This window comes from Nitrosomonas communis, from assembly GCF_001007935.1.
In the GTDB taxonomy this organism is placed as follows: Bacteria; Pseudomonadota; Gammaproteobacteria; order Burkholderiales; family Nitrosomonadaceae; genus Nitrosomonas; species Nitrosomonas communis.
Genome location: NZ_CP011451.1, coordinates 503,054 through 524,082 on the forward strand (window position 1 = coordinate 503,054; position 21,029 = coordinate 524,082).

At 50.3% G+C, this 21,029-nt stretch carries 26 protein-coding genes; 23 read left to right on the top strand and 3 right to left on the bottom strand.

What is annotated here, in order from left to right; translation table 11 throughout:
* Positions 1-54 precede the first annotated feature (54 nt).
* Positions 55-180, top strand: a complete 126-nt coding sequence (locus tag AAW31_RS23000) for a hypothetical protein (protein ID WP_258920408.1) — start codon at positions 55-57, stop codon at positions 178-180.
* Positions 181-374: 194 nt separating this feature from the next.
* Here AAW31_RS23000 and AAW31_RS02205 read toward each other — a convergent pair whose 3' ends face one another.
* Positions 375-656, bottom strand: a complete 282-nt coding sequence (locus AAW31_RS02205) for a hypothetical protein (RefSeq protein WP_046848981.1) — start codon at positions 654-656, stop codon at positions 375-377.
* A gap of 275 nt (positions 657-931) precedes the next feature.
* On the opposite strand from AAW31_RS02205, the gene AAW31_RS02210 reads away from it, so the two are divergent.
* From AAW31_RS02210 to AAW31_RS02250, 9 genes are all read left to right on the top strand, one after another.
* Positions 932-1,441, top strand: a complete 510-nt coding sequence (locus AAW31_RS02210) for an N-acetylmuramoyl-L-alanine amidase (protein WP_046848982.1) — start codon at positions 932-934, stop codon at positions 1,439-1,441.
* Positions 1,431-1,907, top strand: a complete 477-nt coding sequence (locus AAW31_RS02215) for a lysozyme (RefSeq protein WP_046848983.1) — start codon at positions 1,431-1,433, stop codon at positions 1,905-1,907. The genes AAW31_RS02210 and AAW31_RS02215 overlap by 11 nt, the downstream gene beginning before the upstream one ends.
* Positions 1,904-2,440 (top strand): hypothetical protein, encoded by a 537-nt coding sequence (locus AAW31_RS02220; protein ID WP_046848984.1) that lies wholly within the window; start codon positions 1,904-1,906, stop codon positions 2,438-2,440. Before AAW31_RS02215 ends, AAW31_RS02220 begins: the two co-directional genes overlap by 4 nt.
* Positions 2,441-2,653 carry a TraR/DksA C4-type zinc finger protein gene (locus AAW31_RS02225; RefSeq protein ID WP_046848985.1) on the top strand — a complete coding sequence of 71 codons (213 nt, stop codon included), beginning with the start codon at positions 2,441-2,443 and terminating at the stop codon, positions 2,651-2,653.
* 1 nt (position 2,654) lies between these two features.
* Positions 2,655-2,873, top strand: a complete 219-nt coding sequence (locus AAW31_RS02230; RefSeq protein WP_046848986.1) for a hypothetical protein — start codon at positions 2,655-2,657, stop codon at positions 2,871-2,873.
* Positions 2,874-2,881: 8 nt separating this feature from the next.
* Positions 2,882-3,382, top strand: a complete 501-nt coding sequence (locus AAW31_RS02235) for a DUF1804 family protein (protein WP_046848987.1) — start codon at positions 2,882-2,884, stop codon at positions 3,380-3,382.
* Positions 3,375-4,982 (top strand): phage terminase large subunit, encoded by a 1,608-nt coding sequence (gene terL / locus AAW31_RS02240; protein ID WP_046848988.1) that lies wholly within the window; start codon positions 3,375-3,377, stop codon positions 4,980-4,982. The genes AAW31_RS02235 and terL overlap by 8 nt, the downstream gene beginning before the upstream one ends.
* The gene (locus tag AAW31_RS02245) at positions 4,976-6,541 is read left to right on the top strand and encodes a DUF935 domain-containing protein (RefSeq protein ID WP_046848989.1); all 1,566 of its coding nucleotides are present in this window, start codon (positions 4,976-4,978) and stop codon (positions 6,539-6,541) included. The genes terL and AAW31_RS02245 overlap by 7 nt, the downstream gene beginning before the upstream one ends.
* Positions 6,542-6,624: 83 nt before the next feature.
* Positions 6,625-7,434, top strand: coding sequence for a phage head morphogenesis protein (locus tag AAW31_RS02250; RefSeq protein ID WP_046848990.1), 810 nt, complete (start codon positions 6,625-6,627; stop codon positions 7,432-7,434).
* Between the two features lie 309 nt (positions 7,435-7,743).
* Here the strand turns inward: AAW31_RS02250 and AAW31_RS02255 are convergent, their stop codons facing one another.
* Together AAW31_RS02255 and AAW31_RS02260 are read right to left on the bottom strand one after the other, a co-directional pair.
* The gene (locus tag AAW31_RS02255; protein WP_046848991.1) at positions 7,744-9,912 is read right to left on the bottom strand and encodes an AAA family ATPase; all 2,169 of its coding nucleotides are present in this window, start codon (positions 9,910-9,912) and stop codon (positions 7,744-7,746) included.
* A gap of 14 nt (positions 9,913-9,926) precedes the next feature.
* The gene (locus AAW31_RS02260; protein WP_144412814.1) at positions 9,927-10,475 is read right to left on the bottom strand and encodes a hypothetical protein; all 549 of its coding nucleotides are present in this window, start codon (positions 10,473-10,475) and stop codon (positions 9,927-9,929) included.
* A 291-nt stretch (positions 10,476-10,766) separates the two neighbouring features.
* Here AAW31_RS02260 and AAW31_RS02265 point away from each other — a divergent pair, with 291 nt between their 5' ends.
* From AAW31_RS02265 to AAW31_RS18670, 13 genes are all read left to right on the top strand, one after another.
* On the top strand, positions 10,767-11,837 hold the full coding sequence (locus AAW31_RS02265; RefSeq protein ID WP_052752027.1) for a phage protease: 1,071 nt from the start codon (positions 10,767-10,769) through the stop codon (positions 11,835-11,837).
* 60 nt (positions 11,838-11,897) lie between these two features.
* A complete protein-coding gene (locus AAW31_RS02270) occupies positions 11,898-12,272 on the top strand; it encodes a hypothetical protein (RefSeq protein WP_046848993.1) in 375 nt (124 codons plus the stop codon).
* 61 nt (positions 12,273-12,333) lie between these two features.
* A complete protein-coding gene (locus AAW31_RS02275; RefSeq protein WP_200899691.1) occupies positions 12,334-13,383 on the top strand; it encodes a major capsid protein in 1,050 nt (349 codons plus the stop codon).
* 70 nt (positions 13,384-13,453) lie between these two features.
* Positions 13,454-13,627 (top strand): hypothetical protein, encoded by a 174-nt coding sequence (locus AAW31_RS21075; RefSeq protein WP_158441340.1) that lies wholly within the window; start codon positions 13,454-13,456, stop codon positions 13,625-13,627.
* Complete coding sequence (locus tag AAW31_RS02280; RefSeq protein ID WP_052752028.1) at positions 13,624-14,124, top strand: gp436 family protein; 501 nt, start codon at positions 13,624-13,626, stop codon at positions 14,122-14,124. Before AAW31_RS21075 ends, AAW31_RS02280 begins: the two co-directional genes overlap by 4 nt.
* Positions 14,124-14,624 (top strand): phage virion morphogenesis protein, encoded by a 501-nt coding sequence (locus tag AAW31_RS02285; protein WP_046848994.1) that lies wholly within the window; start codon positions 14,124-14,126, stop codon positions 14,622-14,624. Before AAW31_RS02280 ends, AAW31_RS02285 begins: the two co-directional genes overlap by 1 nt.
* Complete coding sequence (locus AAW31_RS02290) at positions 14,614-15,054, top strand: phage protein Gp37 (RefSeq protein ID WP_046848995.1); 441 nt, start codon at positions 14,614-14,616, stop codon at positions 15,052-15,054. The genes AAW31_RS02285 and AAW31_RS02290 overlap by 11 nt, the downstream gene beginning before the upstream one ends.
* 13 nt (positions 15,055-15,067) lie before the next feature.
* Positions 15,068-15,262 carry a DUF7210 family protein gene (locus AAW31_RS02295; protein WP_046848996.1) on the top strand — a complete coding sequence of 65 codons (195 nt, stop codon included), beginning with the start codon at positions 15,068-15,070 and terminating at the stop codon, positions 15,260-15,262.
* Positions 15,263-15,280: 18 nt separating this feature from the next.
* Positions 15,281-16,030, top strand: a complete 750-nt coding sequence (locus AAW31_RS02300; RefSeq protein WP_046848997.1) for a phage tail tube protein — start codon at positions 15,281-15,283, stop codon at positions 16,028-16,030.
* A gap of 26 nt (positions 16,031-16,056) precedes the next feature.
* Positions 16,057-16,488, top strand: coding sequence for a hypothetical protein (locus tag AAW31_RS02305; protein WP_052752029.1), 432 nt, complete (start codon positions 16,057-16,059; stop codon positions 16,486-16,488).
* Positions 16,489-16,490: 2 nt separating this feature from the next.
* The gene (locus AAW31_RS21080) at positions 16,491-16,628 is read left to right on the top strand and encodes a hypothetical protein (RefSeq protein ID WP_158441342.1); all 138 of its coding nucleotides are present in this window, start codon (positions 16,491-16,493) and stop codon (positions 16,626-16,628) included.
* 2 nt (positions 16,629-16,630) lie between these two features.
* Complete coding sequence (locus tag AAW31_RS18665) at positions 16,631-19,633, top strand: tape measure protein (RefSeq protein WP_052752030.1); 3,003 nt, start codon at positions 16,631-16,633, stop codon at positions 19,631-19,633.
* On the top strand, positions 19,630-21,024 hold the full coding sequence (locus AAW31_RS18670; RefSeq protein WP_052752031.1) for a hypothetical protein: 1,395 nt from the start codon (positions 19,630-19,632) through the stop codon (positions 21,022-21,024). Before AAW31_RS18665 ends, AAW31_RS18670 begins: the two co-directional genes overlap by 4 nt.
* Positions 21,025-21,029: the final 5 nt, after the last annotated feature.

A 21,029-nucleotide genomic window follows, 5' to 3' on the forward strand; every position in this document is an offset into this window, starting at 1 on the left:
AAGAGACACAATCTCATTGAGCCCGCAATAATCTCTGCTAAGTACCCCACCTCCATGTTAGCAAAGGACTGGTGGCCACAAGTAGGATGGCACGCAACGCGCCTTCTTCAGGCACGGCTCTATGCGAAAGGTAAGAATGGCAGTTTTGGTTGTGGCCATCGCTTCTTTTTTCTGGGATAAAATGTACAGTAAAATCCAGAACATTCCAAGGTATTGACAAAACCTGCAATTGGGAAGGTAGAATGCGCAGGACCCCACTCCAGTATAATAACTGTGGTGAAAACGATTTAATGTTTAGCTTTACTTTGGCTCAAATTTTCTATTACAAATGTTCAATAGAGATGTGCAAGGGGAAAGAGAAAGAACTAGATGATTCACAAACCAAGTATTCTCTTACGATCCCGACGATACATCCTTATAGCTGTTACCAGAAAACCAAAAAGTGCAACATATGCTACTTTATCATATTGATGCAATACTTTTTCTTTGATGACCTCCATGGCTGGCCCTAATTGGCCGGATGTATTGAGTTGAGAGGTCATATGCTCGCCTAAGAATGTAATTCCAATAAAGAAAAGGATTCCCAGATAAATAGCAATCTGAGTCCGCACAGAATATATAAGCACAGTCAAAAATTCCTCAATTGCATCACGCATGATTGTTTATCGCTTATTAAATCAAATTGACACAAACTATCACATCATAAATCAAACTTATTCAGGGAATATTGATGATATTTTCGCGTTTTTTTAATAGTTAAAAGCTTGCTTCCACTGAAATGGATTGTGCCTGATTCACATATATGCGAAAAAGATCACTCATTTGACAATCCACCAAAACCCGCATAACCTGCTAACTTCATCCGTCCAAGTTCCACGGGCGGTCTTGCTTCCGCCTTATTTCCATTCTCGTCTTCCGCCATCATGGCGGCATGACTAGACAAATCAAAAGCATCATCATCCACTGCTCTACTACGCCTAACGGAAAGCATTTTTCCGTTGAAGAGATTGATCGCTGGCACCGTCAACGCGACTTCAAGCGTTCAGCTGAATTCAGGCAAAGGCAAAACCATAAACTCGCCGCTATCGGTTATCACTTCGTGATCTACACCAATGGTTCAGTCGCCTCCGGCCGTCATTTCGATGAGATCGGCGCACATGCGCAAGGCTATAACGGCAAGAGCATCGGCGTCTGCCTGATCGGAACAGATAAATTCACACTTAGCCAATGGAAGAGTCTAGAGAAGAACGTGTGTGGCCTAGTAACAGACATTATGCTGCTGCAGGGAGATAGCGAAACACCACGCGTGCTGGGGTGTCGTGACCTGCTGGGTGTACCACAAAATTGTCCTGGATTTTCCGTAACTGATTGGTTGGCCAATAACATGCGGCCGTTACCTGGTCACATCCTTGTTCAATCAGAGATTGAAGATGCAGAATAAGCGCAATGCTCTGATTAGTCTATCTGCTGCTGCGCTGGTAGCGATTGCCTGGTCTGAGGGTTACCGTGAGCATGCCTATGATGATGGTATAGGAGTGCAGACTATCGGCTTTGGCACAACGTCCGGCGTTAAAGCGGGCGACAAAACCGACCCTGTGAGAGCGCTGGGACTGCTGTACCGTGATGCGAACGAAATGGTCACACAACTCTCCCGCCCCAGCTGTATCGGCGATGTACCGGTGTATCAGCACGAGGCGGACGCATTTATCAGTCTGACATACAACATCGGGGCAAGCGCTTTTTGTAAATCTACCCTGGCCAAAAAATTAAAACAGAATCCACCTGACTATGCAGGAGCCTGCACCGAGATTCTGCGATGGAACAAAGCGGGCGGCCGTGCGCTGGCGGGACTGAAGAAGCGCCGCCAGCAGGAATATGAATTGTGCACGTATGGTGATAACAAATGAACACGTTATTTTCACCTTACTTTTGGTTAGCGATTTTGCTTGGCGCATTCACCCTGCTCGGCATCGGCTACTACCAAGGCCATCGCAATGGCAAGAATGCCTGCCTGGCTAGGCAGGCGTTTGCCATCGAAGAAGCCGTCAAAAAAGCGCAAGAACAAGCCATCGATCAGGCGAAAGCCGAGCTTAAAACCACCCAGGGATTTGAAACCGCACGTGAAACCGTGCGCACCGTTTACGTGAAAATCAAGGAAAAAGCCGATGAGAACATTGATCAAAATAATGGTTATGGTGATTGTAGTCTGGATGATGACGGCCTGCACCTCTACAACTCACGTCCCTTTGCAAGTGTCCCCAATCCGCCAGCCTCCGGCCTCGCTGACCTCCCTTTGCCCGGATCTGCCGATTGCTGCGGACGGACGGCTGGCGACCTTATTGCGCAACAGCCTGGAGCGCTCGGCACTGTATTACGAGTGCCAGGCGAAACACAAAGCGCTGGTGGAATGGGCCACCCCGCCACCGGAAAGAGAGAATAAGTGAAAGAGGATGATTTAGCGCAAGCAATCGAGCTAGCAGAGTATGAGTACACGCAACGGCGCGCGATCCGACCTGAAGCGCAAGTACCTGGGTTTAGCCACTGCGAGGATTGTGGTGAGGAAATCCCGCAAATCAGGAGAGAAATCAATGGGATAACCCGCTGCATCGATTGTCAGCAAGAACACGAATTAACCATAAAAAGAGATTTATGAAATGACTGACGAACACACGCTGTTGCTTGGAGAAATCAAGGGTAAGCTTGATCTCATGATCGAGAGACAGGATGAAAGCAATGCCCGGCTGGATAAATTAGATACCCGTCTGCGCAAGGTCGAGACGAAATCAGCCATCAACGGTGCAGTCAGTGGCGGCCTGGTATCAGTGGGCATCGCGCTGATGATCGAGAAAGGCAAATCCCTGATCGGCCTGTAAAGTGCGGCATGGCATATTCTACAAAAACAATAACCGAAGCCCGTGCGGCTTATATCTATGAAGCGTTAAATCTGGAGGGTGTGTCCCGCAAATGTAACATCCCATTAAGCACCATCCGGCGCTGGAAAGATGTGGCCCGCGAAAATGGGGATGACTGGGACCGGGCGCGCGCAGCCGCCCGCCTCTCTGGGGAAGGCGCTGAAGCGGTCACCGCCGCTGTGATGGAAGATTTTGTGTTGTTATTTCAGAGCACACTGGAAGACGTCAAAAATAGCAAAGATATCAAACCGCTGGATAAAGCGGAGGTGCTGTCACGTATTTCAGATGCCTATGCTAAAACCATGAACGCGGTCACCAAGGGTAATCCAAAACTGGACAAGCTGAGCTTTGCCGCCGATATCCTGCGCGACCTAGTGCAGTTCATCCAGACCCATTACCCGCAGCATGCGATTGCCATGGAAGAAGTGCTGCTGCCGTTTGGCGAGAGCATTGGAAAGCGCTATGGCTAAAACTACCCAGAAAGCCTTTCTGCAGGAGCTGATACAGTTAGCAGCTGAATTCCGCCGCCAGATTGAAGCGAATGTTGATGGCTTCGCTCCAGATAGCGCAGCCAGAAAAGAAAGGCTCATGCGTGCAGAGCATGATCTCGAATTCTTCACACGCACCTATTTCCCGCACTATATCAAGCATCCCAATGCAGCACTGCATGACTTCCTGTATCAGCGATTGATAGAGATCGTCGATAACGGCGTGGGCGATCATGACGCCATTGCCGCGCCACGTGGCAATGCCAAATCAACGCTGGTGACGCAGATCTTCGTCATTTGGTGCATAGTCACGCAGCGCAAACATTACCCAGTCATCATCATGGATGCACTCGATCAGGCGCTGCCTATGCTGGAGGCGATCAAAGCCGAGTTGCAATTCAATCCGCGTCTGATGATGGATTACCCGCAGGCTGCCGGCCAAGGGCGCGTATGGCAAGTCGGTACCATCGTAACCAGTAACGATGCCAAAGTACAGGTATTCGGTTCAGGCAAACGCATGCGCGGTCTGCGTCATGGCCCACACCGCCCGGATCTGGTGATCGGTGATGATCTTGAAAACGATGAGAACGTCAGAAGCCCAGAGCAGCGCGACAAATTAGAATCGTGGCTGAAGAAAACCGTGCTGTCACTCGGTCCGGCGGATGACAGCATGGACGTGGTCATCATCGGCACCATTCTGCACTATGACTCGGTGCTGGCGCGCCTGATCAAAAACCCGCTATGGAACGCACGCAAATTCAGGGCGGTGATCGAATGGCCGCATAGAATGGATCTGTGGGACAAGTGGGAAGAGCTATTGCTTAACCAGGGTGAAGCGGAGGCATTAGCGTTTTACCAGGAGCGCAAAACAGAAATGGAAGCAGGCTCAATCGTTTCCTGGCCTGCCGCCCAGCCACTTTACAAGCTGATGGTCAAACGTGCGCGTGATGGCCGTCCGGCATTCGATTCTGAACAACAAAATGATCCCGTATCCGGTGATGATGCCCCTTTTGCCAACTGCATCCAGTTCTGGGTAAATCGCCTGATGGAATGGCGCTTCTTTGGTGCATGCGATCCAAGTCTGGGCAAGCACGGTGCAAGTCGCGACCCCTCCGCTCTGCTAGTGGGCGGTTTCAACCGTCACACCGGTATTCTGGACGTAGTGGAAGCCTTGATCAAAAAACGCCTGCCCGATCGCATCATCGAAGACATCATAAAGTTACAGGCAGAATACCGTTGCGTGTTATGGGTGGTGGAGGTGATCCAGTTCCAGGAGTTTCTGCGCACGGAGCTGGTCAAGCGTTCGGCTGCCCGTGGCGTGCCGGTACCGGCCACTGCTATCACACCCAGCACTGACAAATTACTCAGAATCGAAACCCTGCAACCGCACATGGCCAACGGCCTGATCCGCTTGCATCCATCGCAAGCTACGCTGATCGATCAATTGCGGCATTTCCCCAAAGCAGATCATGACGATGGGCCGGATGCATTGCACATGCTGTGGATGGCGGCCACCACTAGAAGCAGCGGTATAGCGTACCAGAGCGCAGGCAAATCAGAAAATGAAGGAGGCGCATGGTAAAACTAGTCGATATGTATGGCAACCCGATCGATACTGGTAAGCTGAAAGAAACGCAAAGCGCGAAAGTCGGACAACTGCATCAAGAGTTCGCTGCCCATCCAAGTCGAGGACTTACACCAGCCAAGCTCGCGCGTATCCTGGAAAGTGCCGAGCAGGGAGATATCCGCGCACAGCATGATTTATTCCTGGATATGGAGGAGAAAGACGGACATATCTTTTCAGAGATGAGTAAACGCAAGCGCGCATTGCTGACAGGCAACTGGGATATCGCGCCCCCGCGCAACCCTTCCGCCAAAGAAAAGAAAATCGCCGCCGCAGTCAAAGAACTACTGCTTGATGTGTCCAATCTGGAAGATGTGGTGCTCGATTGCCTGGATGCCATCGGCCACGGCTTTGCTTGCCTGGAGTACGAATGGCAGCGGCTGGGGAATAACTGGTTACCGAAGGCTATTTATCACCGCCCGCAAAGCTGGTTCATGACCGATCGCGCCACGCGCACGCAAATCCGCTTGCGCGATATGTCGCTGGATGGTGCACAGCTGCAACCATTCGGCTGGATTACTCATGTACATAAAGCCAAATCCGGCTATCTGTCGCGCGCAGGATTGCATCGTATACTCGCCTGGCCATTCCTGTTCAAGAATTACTCTGTGCGTGACTTAGCGGAATTCCTGGAAATCTATGGCCTGCCATTACGCTTGGGCACCTACCCAAGCGGCAGCGGCGATGATGAAAAAGCCACATTGCTTCGTGCCGTGATGCAAATCGGGCACGATGCGGCGGGCATCATCCCGGAAGGCATGTCGATCGATTTCAAGGAAGCCGCCAAAGGCAGCCACGACCCCTACCAGGCCATGATGGACTGGTGCGAACGTACGCAAAGCAAAACCATCCTGGGCGGCACGCTCACCAGCCAGGCGGACGGTAAGTCCAGCACCAACGCTCTGGGCAATGTGCATAACGAAGTGCGCCATGATCTGATGATGTCAGATAGTCTTCAATTGTGCGGCACGCTCACGCGGGATCTGGTCGTACCCATCATGGTACTCAATATTGGCGGTATTGAAGATATGCGCCGCATCCCTCGCTTCACTATCGATCTGCGCGAACCAGAAGACCTTGGTTTATATGCGGAAGCACTGCCTAAGCTAGTCGATACCGGTTTGCCGGTACCCGTTTCCTGGGCACAAGAAAAGCTGCGCATTCCTGCCCCAGAAAAAAATGAACCGGTGCTCATGCGCTTACAACCTGCCCTTCCTGATATTGCACCTCCCCAACCGCCCTCCTCCGCTGCCGCTATTACTGCAGCCACCGCACAGAACGGGCTGGATGAATTCGATCTGTTCAGCGATGAATTGGCCAGCGACTGGGAACGCGTCACCGATCCACTGATTGCGCCCGTCCTGGAACTAGCAGCAACGACCAGCAGCCTGGATGAATTTCGCACGAAAATGGCCGGACTAATTGAATCGATGGACACCTCAAAACTGACCGAGACACTGGCACAAGGACAATTTGCTGCTGCCATCTATGGACGCGTACGTAATCAGAAACCGTAGTGACGATCCTTGTGATCGCCTCATTGCGCCGTCGATTATCAAGGGTGAACATAAGGTTCACCCTTACACCACCAAAATAAACCATGCCAGCATTTGAATTCAAATTATTGCCACCTGTGGATGTTATCGAATTTTTCCGCCAGAAAGGCTACCTCATCGCCTTTAGCTGGGAGGATGTGTGGCAACAAGAACATCAAGCTGCGTTTACCGTAGCAAAAGCCATGCTGTTTGACATCCTGCGCGATATTCGCGAGGCGGTCGATAAAGCATTAGCAAAAGGTACGACCTTCGAGCAATTCCGCCAAGAGCTGGCTCCCCTGCTGTTGCAGAAAGGTTGGTGGGGACGCGCTGACATGACTGACCCGATCACTAATGAAGTAAAGAACGTGCAGCTTGGCAGCACGCGCCGCCTCAAGGTTATTTATGATACCAACCTGCGCACTGCACACAGCGAAGGACAATGGCAACGCATTCAAAAAAATAAAGATGCTTTTCCTTACCTCAAATATGATGCCAACAACTCCGAACACCCACGCTTGGAGCACTCAGCCTGGGATGGACTGGTGTTGCCGGTCGATGATCCCTTCTGGCAAGCTCATTATCCGGTCAAAGCATGGGGCTGCAAATGTGGTGTCATTCAACTAGATGAGGGCACAATAGATGAACTGGGATTGAAACCTTACAAACCACCGCAGGAGGAAACCTACACCTATATAAACAAGCGCACCGGAGAGGTACAGCGCATCCCGAAGGGTGTTGACCCAAGTTTTAACTATCCGCCAGGCGGCCGTTTGGCAAATTTGCAAAAGACGCTAGCTGACAAGATCAATCGCCTGCCAGATGATTTAAAAGCTGCTGCAATGAGCAAATCAAAAAATCAGGGATTTAAGTGATATTCCCTGTTAATGGCTACAATGTCCTTACTTAAAAATTTCACCCGCGTTAACTATGCGTTAAATCGCGTCTAATCGCTATTCATATATATGGAAGTTTAAACTTTATTTGATTGTAGATGTTTCCACTATAGATTTATCCACAGAAATCGACCCAAACAAGACAGTGAGGTAACACAAAATTTATTTTTAACGGAGATAACGCCTGAGTTAAGCTGCGCAGTGCAGTAGCTCGGATTGCGCTAGCGTAGCGCAAGCACAAGAGCCGTGCCACGAAATAGCATCGACTTGAAAGAATTGTTATATGCGCTACCTAATCTTCTCCATCTTTCTATAGTGTTCTCTGTATCCGCATTCCTCAAAGATGAGCTTGAAACCTCGTCGAAATGCCTCATAGTCGAACTCCTTGAGGTCGAATACGTTCTGTCCGAAAGAATGGGACTCGCGATTCATGTATCTGTTGAATGCTTGAAAGTGCGGCTCTTGTAAGGCTGATTTCTGGAATACATTCCCAAAGCTAGTCTTCTCTACAAATCCAAAGAAGTATTCAAGTATGTTGCGCATGCAATTCGCAATCAACGCGGGTGGAGAATTCTGGTTGTTTACGATTTGCCAATAAGAGTGATAGTCATTTTGAATATCTTCGTAGCTCATGAGGAAAATTTTGCTTCCTGTTGCGTCCTTCGAAACCCTAAATAGAGCTTGGGTTGCTTTGCGATTTTCGGGATTAATTTCTGTAAGCTCATAGAAAAAGTACAAACTATGGGTGAAGATGAAAACCTGTTCGATTTGAGCGTTCCGAAGGAAGTGACTCCAAATCAAGCGGCCAACATTAAAGATAAAAATATGAGATAGGCTTGAAATTGGATCGTCTAAGACCACGATACGTTTAGATGACGGTTTGTCAGGATTCTGTGTGCCCATGCATAACTCACAGAAATAAAGGAGAGAGATGATCATTTTCTCACCCTCGCTCAATGTCTTGAAGCTACCTGGGACTTCACTACTTCTTGCAAGCTCATATAGATGAGCAGACGTCTCATGCTTTCGGATCGCGAAGTCCATAATCCCCATTTTAACGAGCTCCGCGTTTATCTTTCCTATCGCCTCATCTGTATTCACTACTTGACGCTGCAATTCGACAATCTTCTTGTCGAGTTGTGAAATCGCAGCACATATTTTGTCGATTTCTCCTTTGTGTGACTTTTGCAGTTGTGCCATATCTTGATCTATGGTTTGCATCAAGACTATGTTCGCGTCGTACTGCCAACGCATGAGTGACCAAAACTTAGAGTTGATCTCAGCGAGTGATATTTTTGCGTTTCTTACCTTCTCATTGTGGGTAACAATATTTGCGTTAGCAGCAGCTAGAGCGGTGTTGAGTTTATTAACTGCTTCAGTAGTGTCTTCAAGCTCGATCACAGTGGAAGGACTTTCAACTTTCTTATCTAGCAATAATTTGTTGCCCAACAAAATGGTTTGAAGTTGCGTATACAAAACGCCTATGGAATCGCTGTAAAATAATGATTTTTGGTACTCAGAAAGCTTCGGAATTCTTTCAATCACTGCTATATAGTTACTGCATAGCGAGTTAAGTTCGGCGATCTGGACATCATAAGTTTTGTCGAAATAGCAGCGCAGATGCTCTAGAATGTGATTTGAAAGCGTTGGTTGCTGACAGAAGGGGCATGACTGAGGAAGTTCACCGTCTTGGTTTACGTATTTTTCGAGACCCTGACGAATCCAGTCTGAGTTGCGAAGATTATTGATGAAGCGAGCAAATGTGCTGTCTTGGGAGCCAACAATGGCTGTCTTAAAAAGCGCATGGGTTTCCACTAAGTTATAACTTGGAATCATTTTGAGTTCTGTTTCAGGAGGCTTACCTTGAGAGGTAGTCAATCTTCTAGCCTCCTCTTGCAATTGCTTGACAGTAAATTCCGGTTCGGCTACAGGTTTGCTGATGGCACAAAGATGCTCTGCAAGCTTGTCTTTATTGGCCATCATACCTTCGAGACAGAACTTTAGTATACGATCTCCTCCAGAGTACTTGCGTTTTATTTCGAATATAGCTTCTACTACTTTTTCTTTCTCTGCCTTCAATTTCGACAGTGCAGAAGTATATGCTGAAACTTGGGACTCTTTTTCCGCTAGCAACGTCGCTTTAGATGTGCTTGCTTCGGAGATCATTCTTTCAAATTCTTTGTTTTCTTTGGAGAGGCTAAATATTCCTGGAATCTTTTCAGATTCATAGAAGTTCTCATGAATAAAGTCGTCATTGAAGACAAAGATTGTGGCTCCTTCGCCTCCTTCGATGAAGCATGACGTAAATTCAGCACCCTCTGGGTTGCGAAGAAACTTACAGATAGTAGATTTGCCAGAACCGTTGAGTCCATAGACGAGGTTTACCTTCTTATCGGTTTCCAAAACAGAAGCGTTGAAAAAGGTAGATAGGCCGTGGACTTTGATTTTGGTTAGCATCGTGTTGCACTCCCCTAGTGCGTATAACGCCCACTTTCAGGTGCATTTGAGGCGATGCGTGTCTTTGCGACAGCAAAGGTGCGCAACGGATTAAACGTCACTTGCAATGTGCTGTTAAATGCCATATCTCTAAACAAGCTTCCGGCACTGAAGTTCTTGGGCTTCTGGGAGCATACGTTCAATCTTCTGTACGAGTGTCCACCGACGTACTGCGAGACTAAGAAAAATTTCTGAATTTTCCGGCGTGTCGCGGTGGGAACAACGTCAGCAAGTTGTGAAAGGACGAAACCAAGAGACTGCCTAAGACGATAATCAGCTTTCTTGAAATCGACGATTAGTTGAATAACCAGATCTGAATGACAGGGCAAAAATTCGAGCTCGACATCGGCACAAACTTTCCGCAATGCAAAATTTCTATACTCTGGCTTTTCGGTGATGGTACTCCTGAGCAATTCGCAGGTATCAATAGGTTCGAGGCAGAAGCAATATGCTCCCTCGATGCCGTAGGAGTTGACTACTCCTTGGGGGAGCTGATGGTTGAGAATTTGATCAACTTGGGTCATCGAACGAATGGCATCAAACAAGTAATTATATAGTTTACATATATCTTCCATGCTTTCAGCATTAATAGCAACAAAGTTGCTACATTTGTCATGTTTTCTAACTGCATATCATTTTAAATAGACCGATATATAGTTTTGGGAATCATGGCAGCACTTGCTGTCTCATATTTTTCTGCTTCTCGTTTGACTGACTTGTCGATGAAGTGCTAATCTGTTTTAGACTAGCTCTTTGATTTAAGGAGGAATCAAGCCCTCCTTAATCACTCTCATTGCTGCCGGTACTATGGCGGCATGAATCAAAAACAACTCCAACAAGTTCACTTTTCTATCGGACTGGCCGCGTGCGCTATTTCCATGACGCCTGGCCGGGAAATCCAGCTATTTCCTGCGGGCGAATTCCGTGCCACGGATGGACGTCCACGGGATGTACCGAACTGGTATATCGATGCAACTCTGGCAGCAGATTTGATTGCCGAGTTTGAAAGCCGCGTAAACCGAACGGTGGTGGATTACGAACACCAAACTCTGCTCTCTGCACAAAACGGTCAACCCGCCCCGGCTGCAGGTTGGTTTGGCAAGTTGGAATGGCGTCCTTCGACAGGTTCAGGACAGGCGGAAGGCTTGTTTGCTGTCGATGTGGAATGGACCGAGCGTGCCAACCAGATGATCGAAGCTGGTGAGTATCGTTACATTTCCCCTGTCTTTACCTACGACAAGAAGACCGGCGCAATCAAAAGGCTGTTAAATGCTGCGCTAACCAACAATCCTGCGCTCGATGGTATGGACGCCGTCGCAGCATCTCAATTTTTATCCATTGAAGGAGAAGACATGCAATTAGAACAGCTACTGACTGCACTACGCAAACTCTCAGGCCAGAATGAAACTGCGGATGCTGACTCAGTGCTGGCCAGCCTGACCACTCTGCTCAGCTCAAAAGACGATGCCATTGCTGCCCTCAAGGCAGTTGCCGATCACCCTGATCCTGCCAAATTCGTATCGATTGACGTGATGAAATCGTTGCAGAACGAGGTGACAGCTCTCAAAGCGGAAAAGATCGAGCACGAGGTAGATGACGTAGTCGAGGTGGCGCTGTCTGAAGGCAAGCTGCTGCCAGCCCAGGAAGAATGGGCGCGCAAGTTGGGTAAAGAAAATCTGGCATCACTCAAACAATACTTGGCTGCCGCGCAACCGATTGCCGCCCTAACCAAAACTCAGACCGGAGGGAAAGTACCCGATAGCGTGGAGCTGGATCTGAATGACGCCAACGCGATTGCGGCAGTTGCCAATAAGTATGTAGCTGAACAAGCAGCTTTAGGCATAACTGTCACCGCCTCCCAGGCAGTTGCACACGTTACCAAATAAGTAGGGGCAATCCTCGTGATCACCTATGGCGAATGATCAACGCAATTAACAGGAGAAAAAATGGCTAACACGCTATTGAACAAGAATTACACCGCTGGTGGCGCGATTAACCCATACCGCATCGTTAAGCCTGGTTCTAACGATGGTGAAGTAGTGCAGGCCGCCGCTGCGACTGATTCCCTGATGGGTGTTTGCGAGTCGGTTGGGCCAGCTTCAGGCGAGCGTTGCGACATCGTCAAATCAGGCATTGCCGAGCTGGAGTTCGCTGGTGTAGTGACTCGCGGCGGCCCAGTGACATCTGATGTGGATGGCAAAGGTGTGGCTGCAGCGCCTACGGCGGGCAGCAATGTACGCATTATCGGCTTTGCCGAGGTCACCACGGCTCCTGGTGATATTGCGCCAGTGCTGATTGCGCCCGGCATCATGCAAGGCTAAGCGGGTTCAGACGGCTATACATACTTACAAACGGATTTTCAATAAATTACAGGAGACGCAGATGTTCAGGCTATTCAATATTCGGTTTCTGATCGCTTTATTGGTGGGATTGGTTTTCAGCACAGTGGTGCTGGCAGACTATGTCCCAGTAGACATGAGTCTGGGCATTGCCGCCATCGGCGCAATCCGGCCATTCCCGATCGACCCCAAGCTCACCGCCATAGCGATAGCTTACCGCAATCCCGATATTGCGCTGATTGCCGATGAGGTTCTGCCGCGCACACCAGTGGCGCAAGAGTTCAAATATCTCAAATATGATCTGGCGCAAGGCTTCACTGTGCCGGATACCCTTGTGGGCCGCAAGAGCACACCCAACGAGGTGGATTTCAACGCAACCGAGATCACCGACAAAGTGGTCGATTATGGTCTGGATGATCTGGTGCCAAACGAGGATATCGAGGCTGACAACCAAGGCGTTAATCCGCTCGGTACAGCCACCATGTACCTGACCAATCTGGTCAACCTGGCGCGCGAGCTACGTGTCGCCTCACTGGTATTCAATGCCAACAGCTACGCAGCAGGCAACCAGACGACGCTCTCCGGTACCAGCCAATGGTCTGATGCCACAAACTCCGATCCGGTGGCAGCAATCAGTGATGCGCTCGATATTCCGGTGATACGCCCGAACATCGGCATCCTGGGGCAAGCGACCTGGACCAAACTGCGCCGCCATCCCAAGATCGTGCAGGCCATCAAGAACACCGACCAGGGTGCTGGCATGGTATCGCGCCAGGAGTTTGCTGACTTCTTCGAGCTGCAAGCACTTTATGTTGGAGCCGGTTTTGCCAATAGCGCAAAGAAAGGGCAGACAGCCAGCCTAGCGCGGGTATGGGGCAAACACGCCTCCTTTATTTACCGCGACCGTGCAGCAGGCCCGCAAGCTGGTGTCACTTTCGGCTTCACCGGCGAATGGGGCAACAAGATTGCCGGGAACATCGATGAGCCCAAAGTGGGATTGACCGGTTCGCAGCGCGTGCGTGTGGGCGAGCGGGTGAAAGAGCTGATTTGCGCGACAGACTTGGGATATTTCTTCCAGAACGCGGTTAATTAAGAATCAGTAAAGCCAATACCGACGACCCCTGCCCGGAAATTAGCCGGGCAGGATTTAGCTGAGGATCAAAATGAGCAAGAAAAATTACACCGTTAAAACGCCAGTCAATCATGACCAGGTTGACTATGCCCCTAGCAGCCACATCGAGCTGGATGAGACCCACGCTAAACCATTATTGGCTATTGGTGCAATCGAGGCCGTTGAAGAAAACACAGAATCAAATAAAGCAAACAAGAAAAAATGACCTACGCCATCTCCACTCACCTGCTTGACCAGTTCGGTGCTGAAGAAATCGCGCAACGGGCTGACCGGGGCACGCCACGCCTGGTGTCTGCTGCGATGTTGCAGACCGCTGCCGAGGGCGGTGATTTGAGCGGGTACACCCAAGAAGAACAGGATGCCACCTTGGCAGCGCTCGCGGTGATCAACAACCGGCTGCTGGATGCAGACAGCGTCATCAATGGCTATCTGGCGACGCGCTACACCTTGCCGCTTTCCACCGTACCAAGAATGGTGATGTTGATTGCCTGCAATCTGGTACGCCACGCATTGTATGACGATCAGGCACCTGAACTCATTCAGGAGCGATACAGGATAGCGATCCGCCAACTGGAAGCACTGGCCAAAGGTCAAGTAAATATCGGCGTAGATGTATCCGGCAACAAACCTACGGTCAATGATGCTGCGCAAATGTCTGCAACTACACCGGTATTCAAGCGCAATGAGGGAGGGTTTATCTAATGACTGGTCAATCCTTCGAGATCAGCTATGACGATGCACGCATCCGAGCAAATCTACAGCGGTTGATGACGCTGGGCCGCGATCAATCTAGGGTAATGCAGGATATCGCCAACAAGCTCGAACAAAGCACCCGGCAGCGCTTCATCAGCCAGACCAGCCCGGATGGTGCGCGCTGGAAACCCAGCTTGCGCGCAAAACTCACCGGCAAGCGCACCTTGATTCTGGATCGCCATTTGCTTGATTCGGTAGCCCATGACTCAGGGCGCAATTTTGCCCAGGTAAGTGTGAATCGCGTTTATGCAGCCATCCACCAGTTCGGTGGCATCATCAAAGCAAAAAACGGTAAAGGCTTACGCTTCCGGCTTGCCAATGGAGATTTTGTCATTCGTAAGTCAGTCACCATCCCGGCAAGGCCCTACATGGGCATCAGTACCCAGGATGAAAACTGGATATTGAAGCGCATCGAGCGCGCCATTAATGAGGCTGCCGATGCTAGCTGAACTCGAAAACGATCTGATCACGCACATCAAAGCATCCTCTTTAGGAGCAAAGCTGCGTGATGTCGCAGGATTGCCTGATTTAACTGGCGAAAGCCTGATCAAGCGCTTTGCTACCGATGCACCCGCAGTCTATGTCGCCCCGGCTGCATTCCAGATCGAAAGCCGCAGCGCCAAAGTTCATTTCGGCATTGCGTGCGTGGCACGCAACAGCCGTGGCCAGGTAGCCAGCCGCATGGGTGAAGCCATTGGCCCGGTCGGGCTGTATGAAATGCTGGAATCCATTGCGAATCTGCTTAATGAAGCGCAAATCAACAAAAGCATCTGGAAAGCGACCGCAGTCGATTTCATGAATGACGAGCTGCTCTATAAGGCGGGCTTGACAGCCGGTGTGGTGCAGATCGAGACGCGCGTGAAGCAATTTACTCTTTAAACCTGGAGGAGATATGGCAAAACAGAATAACCTGGTATCTGCTGATTCCGCAATCTCGGAGATACCGCAAAGCAAGCAGATCACTATCGAATTACTTAAGCCGCATACCCATGCCGGGCGTGATTATCCAGCAGGTGCAAGACTGGCCATGGATGCTGATAGCGCACGATGGCTGATCAGCATCGGCACGGCTGAAGAATTTCTCTAACTTTAAGGAGCCTTCCTTATGTATTTCTCAGGACAAGGAAAAGTATTCATCGCCAGCCGCGCAGCAGATGGATTTCCGGCAGCGATGCGCTTTGTCGGCAATGTGCCAGATCTCAAAATTAATCTGGAAACAGAAAAGCTTGAACACAAAGAATCATCCAGCGGTCAGCGCTTAACCGATCTCTCGTTGATTACCGCCAAGAAAACCAGCGTGGAATTTTCCCTGGAGGAATTCTCCACTGACAACTTGGCCTTAGTGCTCTACGGCACTAAATCTACTATTACTGGCAGCACAGTCACTGCTGAAGCATTGGCCAATCCCTTAGCAGCGGGCGATTATGCCCGGCTGAAAAATGGCAAGGTGTCATCAGTGGTAGTCAAGGATTCGGCTGGCACTCCTGCCACACTGGTGGCCGGTACTGATTATGAAATATCCAGCGCCGATCATGGCACGCTCAAGATTCTCAATATCGGCACTTATGTACAGCCATTCAAGGCAGATTACAGCTATGGCGCGCAAGTCAATGTCGGCCTGTTCCAGGCAGCCGCACCCGACCGCTGGTTGCGTTTCGAAGGGTTGAATACCGCCGACTCGCTCAAGCCAGTATTGATTGAACTCTACAAAGTAACACTCGATCCGCTCAACGAGCTTGTACTGATTAGCGATGATGTGACCAAGCTCGCCCTATCCGGCGCTGCCTTGTTCGATGAAACCAAGGTGGGCGATGCCATCCTTGGTCAGTTTGGGCGCGTGGTGGATCTGTCTTAATTGGTAAAAACGAACAATAAAACGTTATGGAAAACACAGAACACAATAACGAACTGGCTGTTTTAACGCCCGTTGGTATAGAGGTAACGGCAGGCGGGGAAACGATTGCCATTACCCCTATCAAAGTAAAGGATTTGAATGCTTTTCTTGCGGCTATTCAGCCCGTGCTCGGCGACCTGATCAAACAAGAGATCGATGTCATGGCGTTAGTGCTCAAGTCGCCAGAGACTGTGATCAAGGCAACAGCCATTGGCTGCAGAAAACCGGTCGATTGGATTAATCAGCTGGGAATTGATGAGTTGGCAAAGCTAGCCCTAGCAGTGATCGAGGTGAACACTGATTTTTTCGTGCAGAAGGTTCTGCCAGCCGTGCAAACCAGCATGCAGAATCTGAGCGCGAAACTGGATGGGCAGAACTTGACCTCCTCTTTAGGAAAGCAGGAGCCGGTTCAGTCCTAGACATGACGCTTGCCCAGGTCAGGATTTACTCGGAAGCCATCATGAAAATGGAAGCAGATAGCCTTAAGGCTCAGGCAATCGCAGTGCGTGCAGCGTTGGCTGATGAGAAAAGCTTTAAAAAATGGTTTAAATCGTTTTAGCCATGGCAAATAAAGAGCTCAAAATAACGATTACCGCTAATGACCATGCCTCGACTGTCATTGGCAAAATTCGCTCTGAGTTCGACCGGCTGTCCAATTCCAATGTCGGCAAGAAGATCAAAGGAGATCTGGATGGCCTATCAACCAGTATTGATGGGTTTCGCTCAAGATTTTCCAGCCTGATCGGCGGGCTCAGCACCGCCATTTCCATTCAAGGCTTCACTCAATTGGCTGAAACCAGCAAGCGGATTAATGCGCTGCTTAGGCTTGCAGCAGAATCCTCGGATGATTTCACGCGCTCGCAACAATTCGCACAAAAGACCGCGCTTGAAGTCGGCATCGCTTATGATTCCATCGCCAATCTGTATGCCAAAATCAGGATGAATGCAGGCTTGGCCTCCGGCGAGACTGAGCGTATGACCGCTATTATCGCCAAAGCAACCCAGATCGGCAATCAAGGTGGGCCGGGCGTAGACGCGGCTATCTTTCAATTGCAACAGGGCCTGGCCTCTGGCGTGTTGCGTGGCGAGGAACTGAATTCCGTAATGGAGCAGACACCGGCACTCGCTCAGGCAATTGCAAACGGCCTGGGCATCAGCATCGGACAGTTACGCAAGCTTGGCGAAGAAGGCAAACTGACTACGCAAGTGGTAAAGGATGCGTTGATCAAGATGGAGTCGGACATCAATGAACAATTCACCAAGCTGCCATTTACCACTAAAAACGCATTTCAAAATATTCGCACCCAGGCAATCATTCATCTGGGAAAACTGGACGAACAGCTAGGTATTACAGAATCATTCGCTAACATTCTGCAAGCCATTGCCAATAATATGCAATTGTTCATTGCGCTGGTAGCGGGTGGTATAGTTGCGCTCACTGCAATTTTTCTTGCCTCAAGCAAGGGTGCGTTAACCCTGTCGACATCAGTGGCTGCTGTTCTGGTGGCATTAAAAACGCTGCTCTCGCCTATCGGCCTGGTGGCAGCAGCGCTGGGCGGATTAACCGCCTTCATTGTTGCCAACATTGACAAGACGGCCGAGTTCTCAGGCAAAACCACGACACTCGGGGCGGTGGTATCGGCCATCTGGCGCACCATCAAGGATACGGTAGCGGATGCGCTGCGCGCCATTTCGCAGGCAGTAGGGTTATCCGGGCAGGAGCTGAACACCACTTTCCGCAGCCTTGGCAGTGTCGCAGGCGGGATGTTTAACGCGTTGCTCGAAGTGATTAACGCGTTTGTCACCAGCGTGTTTACCGGTCTGCGGCTGATTGGGCGCGCAGCTGGCATTAGCGCGGCAAGCCTCTACCAGCAGTTCAGGACGGCTATCGCCAACACGCGCGCACTGTTTAACGCCCTGGCTGAAGACGTGGCGGACGCTTTCAGCGGCAAGAGCTTTGCCTTTGACAAAGTGGGCAACGCCCTCTCCAAAGGGTTAACCGATGCCAGCGTGGAAGCGGGCAATTTTAAAAATGCGCTCATTGAAGCCTACGAGGTTGAGGTTAAATTCGCCGAAGATGGCGGCGTGCTGAGCGCGCTTAAAAAAGGCATTGCCGAGCGACTGATTGAAGTCAAGGCAGCTGAAGATGAATTTAAGAAACGCAACCCTAACACAGGTACAGCCCCCACAGCGCCCAGCAAGGAAGAACTGAAAGCGGCCAAGGAATTGGCGCAAGCCAGGCGAGACCTGGAAGACGCACTTTTCAAGCAAACCAAGCGTCTGGCAGATGATCAGGCGCAACGGGAGGTTCAAACAGCGAAAGAACTTTTTGAGTTTAAGGCGATTAGCGCTGATGAATACTATCGGCGGCTGGATAGGCTTCAGACTGAGCTGACTAACCGTGAGATTGCCGAACTGGAACGGCAAAAAGCAATCCGGCAGGCAATCATTGATGATCCGCGCAGCGGTGCAGCAGATCGGTTGAAAGCGATTGCTGAAATTACCGAACTGACCACCAGCCAGGCCATTGCCGAGCGTGAATTGAATGCCCAACGCTCGAAAGTAGCCAATGAAATCGCAGCACTGGAAGCAACCCGGCTCAAAAGCCAGCAGGAATTTATTGATGAGCTTAAGCGCGAGGCATTCTTGTCGAGCTTGTCGAAAGATCAGCGCGAGACCACCCTGCTGATGATGGAAGCGCAAAAACGTGGCATCCAGGATATTAACGGGCTGCTGCAAATACAGGGCAAAATCCAGGCTAACAATCAAGCCAGACAGCGCGCTGAGGAAATCCTGCGGCAGCAGAACCAGATTTTTGATCATGTGCAAAGAGGGGTGCAGCAAGCTTTTGCTGATGGGCTTTACCGAGTAGCCAAAGGCGAAGGTGGCATCAATGAAATTCTCGCTGCCATCGGCGATTCAATGTTGCGTGCATTATCGAATTCACTTGCGGGCGGGTTTACCGATATGTTTTTCAATCTGTTAGGGCGCGCGGGCAAGGATGGCAAATCAGCGCCTGCGGGCATATTCAGCGGGCTATTCAGCAGTATGTCAGAAGGTTTGAATGGCCTGCTTGGCTCACTGAAGAATGGGTTGTCAGGCATTTTCTCATCGTTTAAAGGATTGTTTTCCGGCGGCAGGAGTGGTATCGGCGGATTTTTCAGCGGGCTGCTCAGTGCATTTTCAGGTAAAGGTTTTGCCGATGGCGGCTACACTGGAGAGGGTAGCAAGTATCAACCCGCCGGGGTGGTGCATGCCGGTGAGTATGTGTTCTCGGCTGCTTCCGTGCGCCGTCTGGGATTGGCGGCACTCGATAATTTGCATCGTCTGTCTAAAGGTGCGCCCGTGCCGCGTGTATCGCGCATGGGCTACGCCGAAGGCGGGCTGGTCGAACCGCCAACGCTATCCCCTGCGGCAGCACCTACTGTCAACCAGTCGGTGCGCATCGTGAACAGTATCGACCCGCGAATCACCAAGGATTTCTTAGCATCTAGTGAAGGTGAGAAAGTGATTCTGAATATCATTTCCCGCAATACAGCTGCTTTGAAACAGGTGCTGGCATGACAGTAGAAATCGGCACAGCCAGCAACGCGTTTGATCTTTTCGAAAAACTGCGCACGTTTTTAACGGTGACGCTGCCGATAGCCGAACGCTGGCAAGAACTGTCCTACAATCCCGGTTACACCTTGATGGTTGGGGTATTTGCCTCTAGCGGCAGCATTACTTTAGCCAACAATCCATTTAATACGGCAGCAACTTCCTGGTCAGGCACGACCAATGCGCAACCATGGACGATCGGCATCCAATTTGATCAGCCGGTATATTTAACCGCAGCCGACATCACCGCCTTGACTAATAATGCGCAACCCGCAGTGATCAATTTCCAATACAGTGATGATGGCATCAATTGGAACACGCAAGACAGTTTCAGCGGTATGGTCGCCCTGGACTGGGCATCAAGCGCTGGCATCAAACATTTCAATCTGACCGGCAGCAGCGCGAACAAGCACAAATACTGGCGCTTGCATATCCCCGACAGCACCGGCACCAGCACGGAATCGATTACGCTCCATAAAATCGTGCTGTGGCAAGATTCAAACCCGCTTAACGTTCAGCTCAGAAAGCGCTTGTCCCTGAAAGGCCCTGGCGGCGGATCAGATGAAATATTCGTCAACCTGGAGACTGATTATAGTGTCTCCGGCGATTGGTACAACTGGCGGCTGTATGGCGCAACCGGCTTCATTGCTGGCAACGCCCTCGATTTTAGCGCTCAGCCGGGAGCGAGCCTGCCAGTCGGTTTATCGCTTTGGCAAGCCAGCATCCCCTATTGGTTTATCGCCAATGGGCGGCGCTTCATGGTTATTGCCAAGATCAACACCACCTATCATGCGCTGTATGCAGGCTTTATCCTGCCCTATGCCACCCCGAGCCAATATCCCTATCCCTTGATGATTGGCGGCAGCAATGCCATGGGATCGCTCACCGATGCCAGATTGCGCTGGTCAAGCACTAATGATGATTGCCGTAATTTTTACGACCCAGGGGGCATTAGCTCCGACATGACTAGTCTCACCAGCGTCGCCACTCTCTACCTGCGTTTTGCAGATGGTTCGTGGTATCCCTTCAAGAACTGGTATACATCAAGTTCGCCTGAGGCGTCAGCCGGAAATGGCCGCAATGTCTGGCCTTGGGGGCCGGATAGTGCTCATGCTACTGCTTACAAGAACATTGTCACTGCGATTGATGGCAGTTATGTGCTGTTCCCGTGCATCATGCACGTGGATGGCGCTAATCCCTCACCCAACATCCTGGGTGAGATACATGGTGTATTCGCGGTCACCGGTTTTGGTAATGCCGCAGAAAACACCACCACCATCAATGGCGTGACTTATCTGATCATCCCCAACGTGTTCCGCACCGCCAAGGAACGCTGGGCAGCGATCGCTTTGGAGTAATCAGC